The organism is Comamonas aquatica (assembly GCF_018064205.1).
GTDB classification, from domain to species: Bacteria; Pseudomonadota; Gammaproteobacteria; order Burkholderiales; family Burkholderiaceae_C; genus Comamonas; species Comamonas aquatica.
This window is the reverse complement of record NZ_CP072916.1, coordinates 3,661,446-3,678,207: the sequence shown is the minus strand read 5'-3', so window position 1 is coordinate 3,678,207 and position 16,762 is coordinate 3,661,446. Positions and strand designations below refer to the sequence as shown.

The 16,762-nt window shown below is 67.1% G+C and carries 16 protein-coding genes; 8 read left to right on the top strand and 8 right to left on the bottom strand.

Features of this window, described 5'->3' with window-relative positions:
- Positions 1 to 254: 254 nt before the first annotated feature.
- The 3 genes from KAQ61_RS17225 (at position 255) to KAQ61_RS17215 (ending at position 2,828) form a co-directional block, all read left to right on the top strand.
- Entirely contained in the window at positions 255 to 1,025 is a 771-nt protein-coding gene (locus KAQ61_RS17225) for a ferredoxin--NADP reductase (RefSeq protein WP_042411928.1), read from the top strand.
- 104 nt (positions 1,026 to 1,129) lie between these two features.
- Positions 1,130 to 1,933 (top strand): IclR family transcriptional regulator, encoded by an 804-nt coding sequence (locus tag KAQ61_RS17220; protein ID WP_042411930.1) that lies wholly within the window; start codon positions 1,130 to 1,132, stop codon positions 1,931 to 1,933.
- A gap of 121 nt (positions 1,934 to 2,054) precedes the next feature.
- Positions 2,055 to 2,828, top strand: coding sequence for an SDR family oxidoreductase (locus KAQ61_RS17215; protein WP_210929957.1), 774 nt, complete (start codon positions 2,055 to 2,057; stop codon positions 2,826 to 2,828).
- Positions 2,829 to 3,004: 176 nt separating this feature from the next.
- Here the strand turns inward: KAQ61_RS17215 and KAQ61_RS17210 are convergent, their stop codons facing one another.
- The 5 genes from KAQ61_RS17210 to KAQ61_RS17190 all read right to left on the bottom strand — a co-directional run bounded on the left by KAQ61_RS17210 (position 3,005) and on the right by KAQ61_RS17190 (position 7,636).
- Entirely contained in the window at positions 3,005 to 4,174 is a 1,170-nt protein-coding gene (locus KAQ61_RS17210; RefSeq protein WP_210929956.1) for an ABC transporter substrate-binding protein, read from the bottom strand.
- Positions 4,175 to 4,351: 177 nt separating this feature from the next.
- Positions 4,352 to 5,059 carry an ABC transporter ATP-binding protein gene (locus KAQ61_RS17205; RefSeq protein WP_210929955.1) on the bottom strand — a complete coding sequence of 236 codons (708 nt, stop codon included), beginning with the start codon at positions 5,057 to 5,059 and terminating at the stop codon, positions 4,352 to 4,354.
- Complete coding sequence (locus tag KAQ61_RS17200; RefSeq protein ID WP_043385576.1) at positions 5,046 to 5,810, bottom strand: ABC transporter ATP-binding protein; 765 nt, start codon at positions 5,808 to 5,810, stop codon at positions 5,046 to 5,048. The genes KAQ61_RS17205 and KAQ61_RS17200 overlap by 14 nt, the downstream gene beginning before the upstream one ends.
- The gene (locus KAQ61_RS17195; protein ID WP_154164032.1) at positions 5,797 to 6,771 is read right to left on the bottom strand and encodes a branched-chain amino acid ABC transporter permease; all 975 of its coding nucleotides are present in this window, start codon (positions 6,769 to 6,771) and stop codon (positions 5,797 to 5,799) included. Before KAQ61_RS17195 ends, KAQ61_RS17200 begins: the two co-directional genes overlap by 14 nt.
- A 1-nt stretch (position 6,772) precedes the next feature.
- Positions 6,773 to 7,636, bottom strand: a complete 864-nt coding sequence (locus KAQ61_RS17190; protein ID WP_210929954.1) for a branched-chain amino acid ABC transporter permease — start codon at positions 7,634 to 7,636, stop codon at positions 6,773 to 6,775.
- A 297-nt stretch (positions 7,637 to 7,933) separates the two neighbouring features.
- Between KAQ61_RS17190 and KAQ61_RS17185 the strand changes: the two genes are divergently transcribed.
- Positions 7,934 to 8,275: a YqcC family protein gene (locus tag KAQ61_RS17185; RefSeq protein WP_042411941.1), complete on the top strand. Its 342-nt coding sequence runs from the start codon at positions 7,934 to 7,936 to the stop codon at positions 8,273 to 8,275.
- Between the two features lie 75 nt (positions 8,276 to 8,350).
- On the opposite strand, the gene garD is transcribed toward KAQ61_RS17185, so the two are convergent.
- The 3 genes from garD to KAQ61_RS17170 all read right to left on the bottom strand — a co-directional run bounded on the left by garD (position 8,351) and on the right by KAQ61_RS17170 (position 12,352).
- Entirely contained in the window at positions 8,351 to 9,904 is a 1,554-nt protein-coding gene (gene garD, locus KAQ61_RS17180) for a galactarate dehydratase (protein ID WP_210929953.1), read from the bottom strand.
- A 97-nt stretch (positions 9,905 to 10,001) separates the two neighbouring features.
- Complete coding sequence (locus tag KAQ61_RS17175; RefSeq protein WP_210929952.1) at positions 10,002 to 11,003, bottom strand: Bug family tripartite tricarboxylate transporter substrate binding protein; 1,002 nt, start codon at positions 11,001 to 11,003, stop codon at positions 10,002 to 10,004.
- 53 nt (positions 11,004 to 11,056) lie between these two features.
- On the bottom strand, positions 11,057 to 12,352 hold the full coding sequence (locus KAQ61_RS17170; protein ID WP_210929951.1) for a glucarate dehydratase family protein: 1,296 nt from the start codon (positions 12,350 to 12,352) through the stop codon (positions 11,057 to 11,059).
- 186 nt (positions 12,353 to 12,538) lie between these two features.
- Here KAQ61_RS17170 and KAQ61_RS17165 point away from each other — a divergent pair, with 186 nt between their 5' ends.
- From KAQ61_RS17165 to KAQ61_RS17150, 4 genes are all read left to right on the top strand, one after another.
- A complete protein-coding gene (locus tag KAQ61_RS17165; RefSeq protein WP_210929950.1) occupies positions 12,539 to 13,348 on the top strand; it encodes a FadR/GntR family transcriptional regulator in 810 nt (269 codons plus the stop codon).
- A 241-nt stretch (positions 13,349 to 13,589) separates the two neighbouring features.
- Positions 13,590 to 14,567: a Bug family tripartite tricarboxylate transporter substrate binding protein gene (locus KAQ61_RS17160; protein WP_210929949.1), complete on the top strand. Its 978-nt coding sequence runs from the start codon at positions 13,590 to 13,592 to the stop codon at positions 14,565 to 14,567.
- A gap of 48 nt (positions 14,568 to 14,615) precedes the next feature.
- Positions 14,616 to 15,527, top strand: coding sequence for a 5-dehydro-4-deoxyglucarate dehydratase (kdgD, locus tag KAQ61_RS17155; protein WP_210929948.1), 912 nt, complete (start codon positions 14,616 to 14,618; stop codon positions 15,525 to 15,527).
- A gap of 49 nt (positions 15,528 to 15,576) precedes the next feature.
- Positions 15,577 to 16,536, top strand: coding sequence for a Bug family tripartite tricarboxylate transporter substrate binding protein (locus tag KAQ61_RS17150; protein WP_210929947.1), 960 nt, complete (start codon positions 15,577 to 15,579; stop codon positions 16,534 to 16,536).
- Positions 16,537 to 16,762: the final 226 nt, after the last annotated feature.

The window sequence follows — 16,762 nt, the reverse complement described above, 5'->3', positions numbered from 1 at the left end:
ACGGTCACTTATGCTAATTCCGAGCATTAATCCTTGTCAAGCCAGACAGGCAGGTGCTTATTACTAATCCATATCAAATCTCGGACGGCAACCGCACCCGTGGGACCGCATTTCTCGGACAATAGCGGTCTACCTTATAAGAAGCCGGCCCGCTATACCCGCTGTGCATATGCGCAGCACCCCAAGGTTCGCCACCTGGCTGCTAACGCTCGGGCAGGCTGTGCCCATTTTTGCTTTACCCGTCTTTTGCCATCATGAGTGCTTTCCTCGAAGAACGCGTCCTGTCCGTGCACCACTGGACCGACCGCCTGTTTTCCTTCACCACCACCCGCGACACGTCGCTGCGCTTTTCCAACGGCCACTTCACCATGATCGGCCTGAAGGTCGACGGCAAGAACCTGTTGCGCGCCTACTCCATCGCCAGCCCCAACTACGAGGAGCACCTGGAGTTCCTGTCGATCAAGGTCGAGGACGGTCCCCTGACCTCGCGCCTGCAGCACATCCAGGTCGGTGACACCATCATCGTCGGCAAGAAGCCCACGGGCACACTGCTGATCGACTACCTGCTGCCCGGCAAGAACCTGTACCTGATCGGCACCGGCACCGGCCTGGCGCCCTGGCTGGCCGTGGCGCGTGACCCCGAGACCTACGAGAAGTTCGACAATGTGGTCGTGGTGCACGGCGTGCGCGAGGTCAAGGAACTGGCCTACCAGGAGATGTTCGAGCAGTTGCCCGAGCATGAATTCCTGGGCGAGATCGTCAAGGGCAAGCTGCACTACTACCCCACCGTGACGCGCGAGCCCTTCCGCAACCAGGGCCGCATCACCGACCTGATCAACAACAACGTCTTCCCGCAGAACCTGGGCCTGCCCGCGCTGAACCCCGAGACCGACCGCGTCATGCTCTGCGGCAGCCCCGCCATGCTGGCCGATCTGAAGCACATGATGGAAGTGCGCGGCTTCAAGGAAGGCAACACCACCACGCCCGGCGACTTCGTGATCGAACGCGCCTTCGTCGAGAAGTAATCCCGCTCTCTCTGCCCAAGGCCCGCCCCGGTTCGCCGCGGCGGGCCTTTTTGTTGGCGAAAGCCCTGTGGCGCCGCGCGCCGGGGGTTTCCATAATCCAAGGCATGCCTGCCCTTCGCGACCCGGCCCTGCCCGCCGCCCCCGACCGCAACTACATCACCGCCCTGGCACGCGGTCTGGAGGTGCTGTCATGCTTTCGCTCCGGCGAGAAACTGCTGGGCAACCAGGACATCGCGCGCCGCTGCGGGCTGCCCAAGTCCACGGTCTCGCGCCTGACGCACACGCTGACCGCGCTGGGCTACCTGATCCACGTGCCCGAAGAAGGCAAGTACCGCCTGGGCACGGCCACGCTGGCCCTGGGCAGCGCCATGCTGTCGGGGCTGGATGTGCGCAAGATCGCGCGGCCGCTGATGCAAAAGCTGTGCGACCTGACACAGGCCGAGGTGGCCCTGGCCGCGCGCGACCGGCACAGCATGGTCTACATCGAACACTGCCCCAGCCCGCTGCCCATGGACTCGGACCTGGACATCGGCACACGCCTGCCGCTGGGCACCACGGCCGTGGGCCGCGCCTGGTTGGCGGCCTGTCCGGTGAAGGAACGCCTGCAGGCGCTGGATTACCTGCAGGCCCATGCGCCCGAGCAGTGGGCCGCCGTCCAGCCCCTGGCGGCGCAGTGGCCGCAGCACCAGGAGCGCCCCCACCCCTGGCTGACCACCTCCTTCGGCGACTGGCTGCCGCACGTCAACGCCATCGCCCTGGCCTTCTCGCCGGGCCGTGGCCTGCCGCTGATGGCCATCAGCTGCGGCGGCCCGGCGCGGCTGATTTCCGCCGACCTGCTGATGTCCCGCGCCCGGCCCGAGCTGGAGCGCATGGTGCGCCGCCTGCAGCAGGCCATCTACCAGGCCTAGCGCCGCGCCGGCGGCAGTTACCGAGACGACAGCGCCGCCGCGCCGCCTCTCCTAGGATGTTTGCTGGAGCGTTCCGCGCTGCGGGCCCTCCAGTCCACACCAACAAGCAAGGAGACACGGCATGAGCGTCCGACAACTGTTCAACCTGGCCGGCAAGACCGCGCTGATCACCGGGGGCTCGCGCGGCCTGGGCCTGCAGATGGCCGAGGCCCTGGGCGAGATGGGGGCCCGCCTGGCCATCACGGCGCGCAAGGCCGACGAGCTGGCCGCCGCCAAGGCCCACCTCGAAGGCCTGGGCATCCAGGTCGCCACCTTCACCAACGACCTGCAGCAGTTCGACGCCATTCCGGCGCTGGTCGATGCCGTGCTGGCCGAGCTGGGCAGCATCGACATCCTGGTGAACAACGCCGGCGCCACCTGGGGCGCCAAGGCCGAGGACTACCCCGACGCAGCCTGGCACAAGGTCATGAACCTCAACGTCTCCGCGCCCTTCTTCCTGACGCGCGAGGTGGCCAAGCGCGTGATGATTCCCAAGGGCCAGGGCAACGTCATCATCACGGCCTCGGTCGCGGCCTTCAAGGGCACGCCACCGGGCATGCACACCGTGGCCTACAACACCTCCAAGGCCGCCGCCGTGCACCTGGCGCGCACCCTGGCGTCCGAGTGGGGGCCGTACGGCATCCGCGTGAACGCCATCTGCCCGGGCTTTTTCCCCAGCAAGCTGGCCAACGGCCTGATCGACCAGCTGGGCGACCAGCTGATCGCGCGGGCACCGCTGCGCCGCATCGGCGGCGAGGAGGACCTGAAGGGCGCCGCCGTCTACCTGGCCTCGGACGCCTCGCGCCACATGACCGGCCAGGCCCTGGTGCTGGACGGCGGCGCCAGCCTGATCTGATCGAAAAAAGGAGCGGTTCGCGCTGAACATTCAACGATTTCAGACACAAAACACTTTGAAATCATGGTTGGGCGCGCGCAAACCGCTCTTTTTACTGATGATTCCATGGCCAGGATGGCCCAACAAAAAGCGCACCGAGGTGCGCTTTTTGTGGGGGGTGTGACCGACCTGTCGGTTTATTTCTTTTCGGTGCTGATCACGGTGATCTTGCCGTCCTGCACCGCACCGCCGCGCTCGCGGGTCAAGGTGCCGCCCTTGTCGTCCACGCCCAGCACACCGCCGGGGTTCACCTGGGGCGACAGCGCCTTGTAGCCCGCATCCAGCTTGGCGTGGATGGCCTTGGCATCGGTGGCCGAGCCGGCCAGCTGCATGGCCTTGGCCGTGGCATGCACGGCGGTGTAGTTCCACAGGGCCTCGGAGCCGGGCACGCGGCCCGCGAACTTCTGGCCGAAACGCGCGATGAAGGCCTGGTTGTCGGGCGAGGGGTCGGCCGACACGGGCAGCACGCCGATGGCGCCTTCCAGCACCTCCAGGCCGCCGACGACGCGCGCCATCTCATCCAGCTTGGCCTGGTCCATGACCAGGAAGCCGCCCTTGAAACCCAGCTCGCGCGCCTGCTTGACGACCAGGGCCGTGGGCTCGGAGGCCCCGCCGACGAACAGCACATCGGGCTTGGCCGCCAGCGCCTTGCTGACGCCGCTGTAGAAGTCGGTGGCACGGTTGTAGCTCATGGGGTTCTCGGCCACCACGCTGCCGCCCAGCTTTTCCCAGCCGGGCTTGAAGGCCGCGGCCCAGGCCTTGGCGTAGTCGTGGTCCGCCCCCACCATGGCCACCTTCTTGCCGTAACGCTGCATCAGGTAGCTGGAGAAGGGCTCGATGTAGGTGGTGAACTCCGGCGGAATGCGCAGCGTCAGCTTGTTGCCGCGGTTGGTGATCTGCGGCACCGAGCTGTAGGCCAGCACGATGAAGTTGCTGCGCTCGTTGGTGGTCTGCACCGCGAAGATGCCACCGGAATGCGGCACCAGGATGGCCGCCGTCTTGTGCTGCTGCACCAGGCGCTGAGCGTTGATGGCGGTCTCCGACGGGTTGTACTTGTCGTCCAGCGGCACGATCTCGAACTTCACCTTCTTGCCGCCCACCTCCAGGTTGGCGGCATTGAGTTCGTCGGCCGCCAGCAGCATGCCGTCCAGCGCATTCTTGCCGTACTGCGCGGCACCGCCCGACAGCGGCCCCGAGTAACCGATCTTGACCACGTCCTGCGCCATCGCCGGCGCAGCCCAGGTGGCCGCACAGGCCAGGGCCAGCCCGGTCAGCTGGCGGCGATTGAGTCGAGAAAATGCACGCATGGTTGTCTCCTTGTGTGTGGTGTGTCTTGCGTTGCGGAACCAGAACTGCGCACCTCGGCGCAGTGAAAATCGCTCACCTTCGCGGGGGACATCGCGCCAGGCCCGCCCCACAGCGAGGATGTCGCCCCCTCCGGCGGACCCGCCAGAGCGGAGGAAGGCGCAAACCGCCTCAGGGGGTCATGCCCCGATGTACGCCTTGCGGATCGAGTCATCGGCCAGCAGCGCCGCGGGCGCGCCTTCGCGCACGATGCGGCCGTTTTCCAGCACGTAGGCGCGGTGGGCGATCTTCAGCGCCGCAAACGCGTTCTGCTCGGCCAGCAACACCGTGGTGCCGGCTGCATTGATGCGCTCGATGACCTCGAACATCTGCTTGATCACCAGCGGCGCCAGGCCCAGCGAGGGTTCGTCCAGCAGCAGCACCCGGGGGCGGCCCATCATGGCGCGGCCGATGGCCACCATCTGCTGCTGCCCGCCCGACAGCGAGCCGGCCGGGTCGTGCTGCTTGTCGCGCAGGATGGGGAACAGGGCGAACACCTCCTCCAGCGTCTGGCGGCTGGGGCCAGGGTCGCGGCGGTGCACGTAGGCGCCCAGCTCCAGGTTTTTGCGCACGCTCATCTGCGGGAACAGCTTGCGCCCCTCGGGGCACTGCACCACGCCGGACTGCACGATGGCCGAGGGCTTGCGGCCCACCAGCTCCTGGCCATTCCAGGTGATGGAGCCGCCGGCGGCCTTGTGGATGCCGCTGGCCGTCAGGAACAGCGAGCTCTTGCCGGCGCCGTTGGCACCCAGCAGCACCACCAGCTCGCCCTGGGCGGCATGCAGGCTGACCTGGTCCAGCGCCAGGAAGCTGCCATATTTCAGCGAAACGTTCTCAAACTTCAGCATGCTCGCTCCCCAGGTAGGCGTCGATCACCGCCGGGTTGCGGCGGATCTCGTCGGGCGTGCCTTCGGCGATCTTCTCGCCGTAGCTCAGCACCAGGATCTTGTCGGCCAGGCTCATGATCATGCCCATCTTGTGTTCGATCAGCGCCACCGTCATGCCGTGCCGCACGAACTTGCGGATCAGCTGGGCCAGGCCCTCGGTCTCCTCCGGGTTCACGCCGCCGGCCGGCTCGTCCAGCAGCAGCAATTGCGGGTCGGTGGCCAGCGCCAGCGCAAAGGCCACGCGCTTGCGCTCCTCCTGCGTGATGTCGCCCGCCAGGCGGTGGGCGATGTGCGACAGACCGACGAAGTCCAGCGCATCGCGCGCCTTCTCGCGGCACACGCGCTCCTCCTCGCGCAGGCGGCTGGAGCCGCGCAGCACATCCCACAGCCCGGAGCGCGTGCGCAGGCGGTGGCCGACGATCAGGTTGTCCAGCACCGAGGCCTTGTCGAACAGCGACGTGGCCTGGAAGGTGCGCGCCACGCCCAGCTGCGCCACCTGGTCCGGGCGCAGCGAGGTCACATCGCGCCCGTTGAAGGTGATGGTGCCGCTGGTGGGCTTGTGCATGGAGCTGATCAGGTTGAAGAACGTGGTCTTGCCCGCGCCGTTGGGACCGATGATGGCGTTGATCTTGCCGGCCTCGATCACGGTGCTGACGTCGTTGACCGCCGCCAGCCCGCCGAAGCGCTTGGTCAGGTGTTCAATCTTGAGCATGGGGCCGGCCCTCCTTGGCCGCACGGCGCGCGCGCCACGCCAGAAAACTGCCCACGATGCCGTGGGGCAGGAAGATGACCAGCGCCACCAGGATGGGGCCGAAGACGATGAAGCGGTACTCCTGCAGGAACTGCAGCGACTGCGTCAGCCACGGCATGCCGATGGCGCCCAGCAGCGGGCCCAGCACCGTGCCCAGGCCGCCGACGATCATGAAGATCATCATGTCGAAGGTGTGGTGCGTGCCGGCCAGGTCCGGGCCAATGAAGCGCACGAAGCCCGCGTACAGCCCGCCCGCCATGCCGGCGTAGAACACGCTGAGCATGAAGGCCAGGGTCTTGTTGCGCATCAGGTTGATGCCCAGCGCCTCGGCCAGCTCGTCGCTGTTGCGGATGGCGATGAAGGTGCGCCCCAGCAGCGACTTGACGATGCGGCGCATGGCCCACACGGCCAGCACCAGAAAACCCAGCGTGAGGTAGTACAGCGCCAGCGGAGACTCGAAGCTGATGGCGCCGATCGGCTCGGGCGCGGGGATGCCCATGATGCCCACCGTGCCGTGCGTCAGGCCCTCCCACTTCTCGATGATGAGGAACATGATGTAGCCCACGCACAGGGTGAAGATGGCAAAGAAGTGCCCCTTCAGCCGCAGCGACAGCAGGCCCACGCCATAGCCCAGCACCACGTTCACCACCCCCGCCATGGGGAAGGCGGCCCAGAAGCTCCAGCCATGGTCTACGGTCAGGATGCCCACGGTGTAGGCACCGACGGCCATGAAACCGGCATGCGCCAGGTTGAGCTGGCCGGTGTAGCCCGTGATCAGGTTCAGCCCCAGCGTGGCGATGGCGAAGATGTAGGCCGTGCTCATCACCGTCAGGTGGTAGTCGTTGCCCGCCACCCAGGGAAAGGCCAGGCTGGCCGCCAGCAACAGCCCCCAGGCCAGTTTGCTATCAATAAAAGCTTGCATCTCAGCGCCCCCTCTTTGCAAACAGGCCCTCGGGGCGCATCGACAGGATCACCACCAGCAGCACGAAGGCGATGATGTCCTTGTAGTCGGTCGAGATGTAGTAGGCGCCGAAGCTCTCGGCAAAGCCGATGATCAGCCCGCCCACGATGGCACCGGGAATGCTGCCCATGCCGCCCAGGATGATGATCACGAAGGCCTTGGTGATCACCAGATGGCCCATGGCCGGGTAGACCAGGTTGATGGGCGCGTACAGCGTGGCCGCCACGGCCGCCAGCACGCCGGAGATGGCAAAGGTCAGCATGGCCACGCGCTGAGCGTCGATGCCGACGATGGAGGCCCCGTCGCGGTTTTGCGCCATGGCGATGATGGTCGAGCCCACCAACGTCCGCGTCAGGAACAGGTGCAGCGCCACCATCAGCGCAAAGGCCGCGGCAATGATCAGCAGGCGCTGGGCCGGCGCAGTCACGCCGCCCAGGTCGATGATGCTGGTATAGGGCGTCTGCATGCGCTGGAAATCCGCACCCCAGAGCGCCTGGGCCGCCGCCTCCAGAAACAGCAGCACGCCGATGGCGGCCACCATGGGGTGGATGCCCGAGGCGTTGCGCAGCGGCGTGAAGACCAGCCGCTCGCTGACCACGGCCATCGCCGCCACCACGCCTGCGGCCACCAGCATCGCCAGCCAGTAGCCCAGGCCCCAGGCGTTCATCGCGTGGAAGGCGACGAAGGCACCGACCATGTAGAACGCACCGTGCGCGAAATTGGGTACGTGCAAGATGCCGTAGACCAGGGTCAGCCCCAGCGCCACCAGCCCGTAGATACCGCCCAATGTCAGGCCATTGAGCACTTGCTGCAAAAGAACGTCCATCACGCCCTCCTGCCCTGGTGGCCGTCGCGCACGCCTGCGCCAACGGCCGTGGTGTTGTTCTGCATCCCTGTCTCCTTGATCGGTTGGCAGCGCTGGCCGGCACCCCGCTGTCAGTCCAGACTAGGGCCAGCTTTCGCAAATAAACAGTGGGAAATTCCGCCATGCAGAACAATTCCGGGCAAACCCCGAAGGTTTGAAGGCCCGCGCAGTAACCTAGTTGACGCGGCCTGCGGGGAAACCTTATGAGGGCAACCACGGTGACCTGTCAGGGATTGGCGAAGCGGGGACAATCGCACCATGAGCGATACATCCACCACCTTGCGCCACCACCTGCAGCAACTGGAAGCCGAACTGCGCGCGGCCGCCCTGTGGGGCGCGCAGCCGCCGTCGGAGCAGGCCCTGGCATCGACCATGCCCTTCATGTACGACACCCTGCAGATCGAGGAATGGCTGCAGTGGGTGTTCGTGCCGCGCCTGCATGCGCTGCTGGACGCCAACGCCCCCCTGCCCGGCAACTGCAGCGTGCACCCGCTGGCCGAGCACGAATGGAACAGCCGCTTTCCCCAGGGCCCCCACGCCACGGCCTTGCAGGTGTTGGCCCGGATCGATGCCACACTGACCGTGGCCGCCGCGGGCTAGGCCACACCCGGGCATCCCCCCAAAAAGCAAAGCGCTGCCTCGGCAGCGCTTTTTGCAGGGGGCGGCGCCGTGCGCTCAGGTCACCGGCGCCGGGTTGAACAGCACCAGCTGGTTGGCCAGCTTCCACTGTTCGGCCCAGGTCTTCTTGCGGCCGCTGGCCACGTCCAGCATGAACTGGAACATCTCCCAGCCCACGTCGGCAATCGTCTTCTCGCCCGTGGCGATGGTGCCGGCATTGATGTCCATGAGGTCGTGCCAGCGGCGCGCCAGGTCGTGGCGCGTGGCCACCTTGATCACCGGCACCTCGGCCAGCCCATAGGGCGTGCCACGGCCCGTGGTGAACACGTGCAGGTTCATGCCGGCGGCCAGCTGCAGCGTGCCGCAGATGAAGTCGCTGGCCGGTGTGGCGGCGTAGGTCAGGCCCTTGCGCTGCAGCTTCTCGCCAGGTGAGAGCACGCCCGTGATGGGGGCGCTGCCGCTCTTGACGATGGAGCCCATGGCTTTTTCCACGATGTTCGACAGACCGCCTTTCTTGTTGCCGGGCGTGGTGTTGGCGCTGCGGTCCACGCGACCTTTGTTAAGGTAATTGTCGTACCAGGCCATCTCGCGGATCATGGCCTCGGCCACCTCGGGCGAGGACGCGCGCGAGGTCAGCTGGTCGATGCCGTCGCGCACCTCGGTCACTTCCGAGAACATCACGGACGCGCCCGCGCGCACCAGCAGGTCGGTGCAAAAGCCCACGGCGGGGTTGGCCGTGAAGCCGCTGAAGGCATCGCTGCCGCCGCACTGCACGCCGACCACCAGCTCGCTGGCGGGCACGGTCTCTCGGCAGCGCGCGTTGAGGCGGCGCAGGTGCTGCTCGGCCTGGCGCAGGATGGAGTCCACCATGGACATGAAGCCCACATGGGCGTCGTCCTGCAGGCAGACCACGTCGAGTGCCTGTTCGCGCTCGTCCACGATGGGGAAGCTGCCCGGGGGCAGCAGGCGCTCGGGCTGCAGCTTCTCGCAGCCCAGGCTGACCACCATGACCTCGCCGCCGAAGTTCGGGTTCAGGCTGAGGTTGCGCACGGTGCGGATGGGGATCACGGCATCGGGGGCGTCAATCGCCACACCGCAGCCGTAGGTGTGGGCCAGGGCCACCACGTCGTCCACGTTGGGGTACTTGGGCAGCAGCTCGGCCTTGATGCGCTGCACGGCAAAGTCGGTCACGCCGGCGACGCACTGCACGGTCTGGGTGATGGCCAGGATGTTGCGCGTGCCCACGGAGCCGTCGGCATTCCGATAGCCCTCGAAGGTATAGCCCTCCAGCGGCTCCAGCACGGGCGGCTGCACGGTGGCGATGGGCAGGCCTTCCAGCGAGCGCGCCTCGGGCATCTGCAGCAGTTTTTCGTGCACCCAGCTGCCTGCGGCAATCGGCTGCAGCGCGTAGCCGATCGCCGCGTTGTAGCGGCGGATCACCCCGCCGGTGGGGATGTCCACCAGGGCCACCTTGTGCGCCTGGGGCACGGCGTCACGCAGGGTCAGGCCGCTGGGCAGCACGGTACCGGCAGGCAGGCCGCCATCGTTGGCGATGATGGCCACGTTGTCGGCCGCGTGCATGGTGATGGCAAGGGGAAGGGGGGTGCTCATGGCAATCTCGTCTCGGTTATCCGGGGCCCCGCACGCGGGACCCCGCGCACCGCAACCGCCGCCCGGAGGCGGCGGCACGGCGCGCACAGGGGTGGGCTCAGTCGGCCTTGATGCCAGCCGCCTTGATCACGGCCGCCCACTTGGTCACTTCGGCCTTCTGGAACTCGGCCAGCTCGGCGGGCGTCATGCGCGAAGGCTGCATGCCAAAACTCTTGAGGCGGGCCTGCACCTCGGGCGTGGCCACGATCTTCATGATCTCATCGTGCAGGCGGTCGACGACGGCCTTGGGGGTGCCGGCCGGCGCAAACACGGCCTGCCAGGAACCCATGTCGAAGCCTTTTTCGCCGGATTCGGCGATCGTGGGCACATCGGGCAGCGACTCCAGGCGCTTGGAGCTGGTGACGGCAATCGGACGCAGCTTGCCGGCCTGGATGTGCGGGCCCACGACCAGGGCGGTGTCGAACATCATGTCCACCTGCCCGCCCATGACGTCCTGCACGGCGGGGCCGCTGCCCTTGTAGGGCACGTGGGTGAACTTCACGCCGGTCTGGTAGGCCAGTAGCTCCATCGCCATGTGGTTGGAGGTGCCATTGCCCGGCGAGGCCGAGGTCAGGCCGCCGGCCGAAGCCTTGGACTTGCTGCCGGCCAGCACTTCGGCCAGGGTCTTGTAGGGGCTGGACGCCGGCACCACCAGCACCAGCGGACCGGAACCCAGCATGGCGATGGGGGTGAAGGACTTGACGGGGTCATAGTCCAGCTTGGAATACAGGCTCACGTTGATGGCGTGCGAGCTGATGGTGCCGCCCAGGATGGTGAAGCCATCGGCAGGCGCACGGGCCGCCAGGGCCGAGCCCACGCTGCCACCGGCACCGCCCTTGTTCTCGATGATCACCGACGTGCCCAGCGCCTTGTTCAGCGGCTGTGAAATCACGCGTGCCAGGGTGTCGGTATTGCCCCCGGGTGGGAAGGGCACCAGGTAGGTGATGGGCTTGCTGGTGGGCCAGTTGCCCTGCGCCAGGGCGGGCGCGGCGAGCATGGATGCGGCCAGCAGCAGGGAGCTGGCGGCGAGGGTGCGCTGGATCAGGGTGCGACGTTGCATGGTGGTTGTCTCCTGTGGAACAAAAGCGTCTTCTTGCGCTGTGGATGGGTGAATCAAAAACGGGGTTGGTGGCCGGTGAAAGACGGGTCGTACTTGCGCATCTGGCCCAGGTCGTCGCGGTTGCGGATGCCGCAGTGCAGGTAGTTGTCGTGCAGGCGCGCCAGGGCCGTACGGTCCAGCGTCACGCCCAGGCCGAGCGTGGTGGGCACGCGCAGGCTGCCCTGCTCGAACTGCAGGCGGCCACCTTCGACGACTTCCTCGTCCTGCCAGGGGTAGTGGGTGTCGCAGGCATAGGTCAGTTGCGGCACGCTGGCGCACAGGTGCGTCATGGCCACCAGGCTCACGCCCAGGTGGGAGTTGCTGTGCATAGACAGGCCCAGATCGAAGGTTTGGCACAGCGTGGACAGGCGCTGTGTGGCGCGCAGGCCGCCCCAGTAGTGGTGGTCGCTGAGCACGATCTTCACCGGGCAGCCCATGTCGGCATTGCGGCGGAATTCGGCAAAGTCGGTCACCACCATGTTGGTGGCCAGGGGCACATCGCATTCGCGCGCCACGGCGGCCATGCCGTCCAGGCCCGGTGCCGGGTCCTCGTAGTACTCCAGCACGCCGCGCAGCTGCTGCACGATCTGCAGGCTGGTTTCCACGGTCCAGTTGCCATTTGGGTCGATGCGCAGCGGTGTGCCGGGGAAGGCCTCGGCCAGCGCCAGGATGCCGGCGGCTTCCTGCTCGGGCGGCAGCGTGCCAGCCTTGAGCTTGATGCTCTGAAAGCCGTACTGGTCGATCATGCGCCGGGCCTGGGCCACGAGCTGCGCCGGCGTCAGGGCTTCGCCCCAGGCGTCGGGGGCGTAGGGCTGGCCCACGTGCTCGGCGTACTTGTAGAACAGATAGGCTGAATACGGCACGCGGTCGCGCGCAGGTCCGCCCAGCAGGTCGACGATGGGGGCCTGGGCCATCTGGCCCTGCAGGTCCAGCATCGCGACTTCGAAGGCGCTGACCACCTTGGCCACGGTCTTGGACACATGGGTGCCCGGGGCCAGCGAGACCTGCTGGCCGAGGAATTCCGAGGCCGTGAGCTTGGGCGGCGTGACCAGGGCCGCCACGCGGGCCTCCATGTCGTTCAGCGCCCAGGGCGACAGGCCGACCAGGGCCGGCGCGGCCTTGGCCAGCGCCTCCAGCATGGGCTGGTCGCCATAGCTTTCGTTGATGCCGACCAGGCCCGAGGCGGTTTCGATCTCGATGATGGAGCGCAGGGCCCAGGGCTCGTGGATACCGGCCGCGTTGAGCAGCGGGGGATCGCGGAAGGCAATGGGCGTGATGCGGATGTGGCGGATCGCGTGGGAAGTACTCATCGTGCAAGATCAGGGATGGATATCGGGCGCAGGCCTGTGTATCCAGCGTTCCGGGAACGCGGGCGCCGCCTGCCGCCCGGCACCCGCAAGCGAGCGGCCAGGGCAGCGACAGGGGGTGACCCGGGCTGGGCCACACAGGTTTTGAGGTACGTTGTCATACAACATAAAGCGATTATCATCATGCCCATGCGCAGCCTGACATCGGAATTACCCCAAGCCCCCGCCACTTCCGTGCCCCAGGAGGGTGCTGCCCTGCGCAGCAAAGCCGGGCGCGGCAGCCGCAACCTGGCCAGCCTGTTGTCGGAGGAGTTCGGCCACAAGATCCGCCAGGGCCTGCTGCGCGAGGGGGACAAGCTGCCCACCGAATCCGAGCTGGTGCGCAATTACGACGTCAGCCGCACCGTGGTGCGCGAGGCGCTGTCCAAGCTGCAGGCCGCTGGCCTGGTCGAAACCCGCCACGGCATCGGCACCTTCGTGCTGCCGACGCGGCACAACCCCGGACCGGTGCTCAGCGCCCATGAACTCAGCGAATCGGTGGATGTGCTGGCCGTGCTGGAGCTGCGCATCAGCCTGGAGACCGAGGCCGCCGGCCTGGCGGCCCAGCGCCGCCAGCCCCAGGACCTGGAGGCCATGCGCGCCACGCTGGAGGCCTTTGAATACCACTTCGCCCAGGGCAACGACACGGTGGCCTACGACCTGGCTTTCCACCTGAGCATCACGCAGGCCACGGGCAACCGCTATTTCCAGGACATCCTGGAGCACTTTGGCAACCTGCTGATCCCGCGCAACCGCATCACCTCCATCCACACCTCGCCCCGCGACCCCGACTACCTGCGCCGCGTGAACCGGGAGCACGAGGAAATCTATTCCGCCATCGAGCGCCAGGATGCGGAATCGGCCCGCGCGGCCATGCGCATCCACCTGACCAACTCGCGCGAACGCCTGCGCCTGGCCCAGCGCCTGAGCCAGTCCGCCCAGCCCAGCGCCGACGCCTGAGCCCCGGTCGAGCCGGGCCGCGCCCGCCGCGCACCACGGCGCGGACCACCAACGTGGCAAAACAAAAACCATAGCTATTGGCGCTTGATGCAACTGCGCCAGCGGGCATTTTGACCCTCAAAGCGCCCACCACCCGCCAGCGCCAGGACCGCCCATCCCCGCGTTTCCCCTAGTACTCGACGGCTTGGAATTGCAAACCCCTAGTTGTATGATGACTGATCACAACAAGGAGACAAGCACCATGGTCCGTCGCTCTCGCGTCCTGCTCTCACTACTGGCCCTGGCGGCCACCAGCCTGCTGACCGGCCCGCTGCTGGCGGCCGATGCCTGGCCCAGCAAACCCATCCGCCTGGTCGTGCCCTACCCCCCGGGCGGCAGCTCCGACATCATTGCGCGCACCATCGGTCCCTTGCTGACGCAGCAGCTCAAGCAGCCCGTGATCATCGAGAACAAGCCCGGCGCCAACGGCAACCTGGGTGCCGATTTCGTCGCTAAGGCCCAGCCCGACGGCCACACCATCCTGCTGTGCGACCTGGGCGCGCTGGCCATCTCGCCTTCGCTGTACACCAAGCTGCCCTTCGACCTGGGCAAGGACCTGCGCGGCACGGCCATGCTGGCCTACTCGCCCCACCTGCTGGTGGTCCACCCCTCGGTGCCGGCCAACAACCTGCAGGAGCTGGTGGCCCTGTCCAAGAAGCAGGACCTGAACTTCGCCGTGACCGCCACCGGCAGCGCCCCCCACCTGGCCGGCGTGGAGCTGGCCCGCGCCACCGGCGCCAAGTGGGAATACGTGCCCTACAAGGGCGGCGTGCAGTCCATCCAGGACACCGTCGCCGGCCAGACCCAGGTGCTGATGAACGGCATGCTGGCCACCTTCCCCCATGTGCAAAGCGGCAAGCTGAAGCTGCTGGGCCTGTCCAAGGGCGCCCGCATGCCCCTGGCCGCCGACGTGCCCACCATCGCCGAACAGGGCGTGCCCGGTTTCGAGACCGGCACCTGGCAGGGCGTGGTCGTGCCGGCCAAGACCCCCGAAGCCGTGGTGCAGCGCCTGCACGAAGCCCTGGTGACCGCCATCCGCAACCCGGAAGTGCGCGCACGTCTGACCGGCCAGGGCGCCGAGGTCGTGACCATGAACCCCGCCGAGACCGCCCGCTTCATCAGCACCGAACGCCAACGCTGGCAGAAGGTGGTGCAGGAAGTCGGTCTCAAGCTCGACTGACCCCCCGTTTTTCCGCTCTCCCGTCCACCCTTTTCTTCAGTGAACACCATGACCCCCCAAGACCTGAAACAAGTGATGAGCTCCGGCCTGCTGTCTTTCCCCGTGACGGACTTCGATGCCCAGGGCAACTTCAATACCAAGGGCTATGCCGCACGCCTGGAATGGCTGGCCCCCTATGGCGCCAGCGCGCTGTTCGCCGCCGGCGGCACGGGCGAGTACTTCTCGCTGTACGGTGAGGAATACGGCCAGATCATCAAGACCGCGGTGGACACCTGCCGCGGCAAGGTGCCCATCATCGCCGGCGCCGGTGGCCCCACCCGCACCGCCATCGCCCACGCCCAGGAGGCCGAGCGCCTGGGCGCCCACGGCATCCTGCTGCTGCCCCACTACCTGACCGAAGCTGGCCAGGAAGGCCTGATCGCCCATGTGGAGCAGGTCTGCAAGAGCGTGAAGTTCGGCGTCATCGTCTACAACCGCGACCGCAGCCGCTTCACCCCCGAGTCGCTGGCCATCCTGGCCGATCGCTGCCCCAACCTGGTGGGCTTCAAGGACGGCATGGGCAACATCGAGACCATGTCCTCGATCTTCATGAAGATGGGCGACCGCTTCTCCTACCTGGGTGGCCTGCCCACGGCCGAGGTCTATGCCGCCGCCTACAAGGCGCTGGGCACGCCCGTGTATTCGTCCGCCGTCTTCAACTTCATCCCCAAGACGGCGATGCAGTTCTACGAAGCCGTGCGCACCGACGACCAGGCCACGCAGCACAAGCTGCTCAAGGAATTCTTCATGCCCTACCTGCAGATCCGCAACCGCGTGGAAGGCTATGGCGTCAGCATCATCAAGGCCGGCGCCAAGATCGTCGGCCACGATGCCGGCCCGGTGCGCGCCCCGCTGTCGGACCTCAAGCCCCACGAGGTGGAAGAGCTGAAGGCCCTGATCGACAAACTCGGCCCCCAATAAACCGATCCCCGGCAGGTGCCCGCACCTGCCGGCCCCAGGAGACACGCGCATGAAAAAAATACTGATCGCAGTGGGCGCCCTGCTCGCACTCTCGGCCCAGGCCTCCGGCAGCTTTCCGGACAAGGCTGTCAACGTCATCGTGCCCTTCCCGGCCGGCGGCTCCACCGACATGGTGGCCCGTGCCGTGGCCCTGAGCATGGGAGAGCAGCTGGGCAAGCCTTTCGTGGTGGAAAACCGTCCTGGGGCCACCGGCACCATCGGCGCCGGCGCCGTCAAGCGCGCCCCGGCCGATGGCTACACCCTGCTCGTCGCCTCACTGGGCCCCTTCGTGGTGACGCCCCACCTGATCAAGAACGTCCCCTACGACGCCAGCAAGGATTTCGACTACATCACCATCCCCGTGCAGGCGCCCAACGTGCTTGTCGCCAGCACCTCGCAAAAGGCCCGCACCGTGGCCGAGGTGATCGCCACCCTCAAGGCCAACCCGGGCAAGATCAGCTTCGCCAGCTCGGGCAATGGCTCCTCCGACCACCTCTCGGCCGAGCTGTTCTGGCAACAGACCGGCACCGAGGCCATGCATGTGCCCTACAAGGGCGGCGCACCGGCCATCACCGACCTGCTGGGCGGCCAGGTGGACTTCTCGTTCCAGAACGTCAATGCCGTCCTGCCCCACCTGCGCAGCGGCAAGCTGCACGCGATTGCCGTGACCGGCACCCAGCGCTCGCCCGTGCTGCCCGATGTGCCCACGCTGGCCGAGGCCGGAGTCGAGGGCGCCGAGGTCTACTCCTGGCAAGGCATGGCCGCCCCCAAGGGCCTGCCCGCCGATGTGAAGGCCAAGCTGGCCAAGGCCGCGATTGCCGCCGTGCAGCAGCCCGACATCCGCAAGCGTTTTCTGGAGCAGGGACTGGAGATCGTGGGCAACACGCCCGAGGAATTCACGCGCTTCCAGGCCCAGGAAAACGAACGCTGGAAGCAGTTGATCCAGACCCGAAAAATCACGGCGGATTGACATGCCGCACCGCCTGCGTCGCTTGGCCCCTTCGCCCTTCCTGGCTGTGCCAGAGCTGGGCGGGGCGGCCCGTGCGCGGTGCCCACGACCTCTGCACGCGCCCGTTGCAAACGGCCTTAAGGACCCCGCGCACGACGGGCCACTGAGATAGAAGCGTGGGTTGGCCTCCAGGCCATCTCCGCAGGCCTGCCACCCGGCAGGCCCTTTCCACCGGGGCTTCAGGCCC

Excerpts from the sequence above, each read along its gene's own strand:
- kdgD (WP_210929948.1), top strand. The coding sequence starts at position 14,616 with ATGACCCCCCAAGACCTGAAACAAGTGATGAGCTCCGGCCTGCTGTCT.
- KAQ61_RS17210 (WP_210929956.1), bottom strand. The coding sequence starts at position 4,174 with ATGCGTGCATTTTCTCGACTCAATCGCCGCCAGCTGACCGGGCTGGCC.
- KAQ61_RS17190 (WP_210929954.1), bottom strand. The coding sequence starts at position 7,636 with ATGGACGTTCTTTTGCAGCAAGTGCTCAATGGCCTGACATTGGGCGGT.
- KAQ61_RS17225 (WP_042411928.1), top strand. The coding sequence starts at position 255 with ATGAGTGCTTTCCTCGAAGAACGCGTCCTGTCCGTGCACCACTGGACC.
- KAQ61_RS17170 (WP_210929951.1), bottom strand. The coding sequence starts at position 12,352 with ATGAGTACTTCCCACGCGATCCGCCACATCCGCATCACGCCCATTGCC.
- KAQ61_RS17150 (WP_210929947.1), top strand. The coding sequence starts at position 15,577 with ATGAAAAAAATACTGATCGCAGTGGGCGCCCTGCTCGCACTCTCGGCC.
- KAQ61_RS17160 (WP_210929949.1), top strand. The coding sequence starts at position 13,590 with ATGGTCCGTCGCTCTCGCGTCCTGCTCTCACTACTGGCCCTGGCGGCC.
- KAQ61_RS17175 (WP_210929952.1), bottom strand. The coding sequence starts at position 11,003 with ATGCAACGTCGCACCCTGATCCAGCGCACCCTCGCCGCCAGCTCCCTG.
- KAQ61_RS17215 (WP_210929957.1), top strand. The coding sequence starts at position 2,055 with ATGAGCGTCCGACAACTGTTCAACCTGGCCGGCAAGACCGCGCTGATC.
- KAQ61_RS17195 (WP_154164032.1), bottom strand. The coding sequence starts at position 6,771 with ATGCAAGCTTTTATTGATAGCAAACTGGCCTGGGGGCTGTTGCTGGCG.
- KAQ61_RS17185 (WP_042411941.1), top strand. The coding sequence starts at position 7,934 with ATGAGCGATACATCCACCACCTTGCGCCACCACCTGCAGCAACTGGAA.
- garD (WP_210929953.1), bottom strand. The coding sequence starts at position 9,904 with ATGAGCACCCCCCTTCCCCTTGCCATCACCATGCACGCGGCCGACAAC.
- KAQ61_RS17200 (WP_043385576.1), bottom strand. The coding sequence starts at position 5,810 with ATGCTCAAGATTGAACACCTGACCAAGCGCTTCGGCGGGCTGGCGGCG.
- KAQ61_RS17165 (WP_210929950.1), top strand. The coding sequence starts at position 12,539 with ATGCGCAGCCTGACATCGGAATTACCCCAAGCCCCCGCCACTTCCGTG.
- KAQ61_RS17205 (WP_210929955.1), bottom strand. The coding sequence starts at position 5,059 with ATGCTGAAGTTTGAGAACGTTTCGCTGAAATATGGCAGCTTCCTGGCG.
- KAQ61_RS17220 (WP_042411930.1), top strand. The coding sequence starts at position 1,130 with ATGCCTGCCCTTCGCGACCCGGCCCTGCCCGCCGCCCCCGACCGCAAC.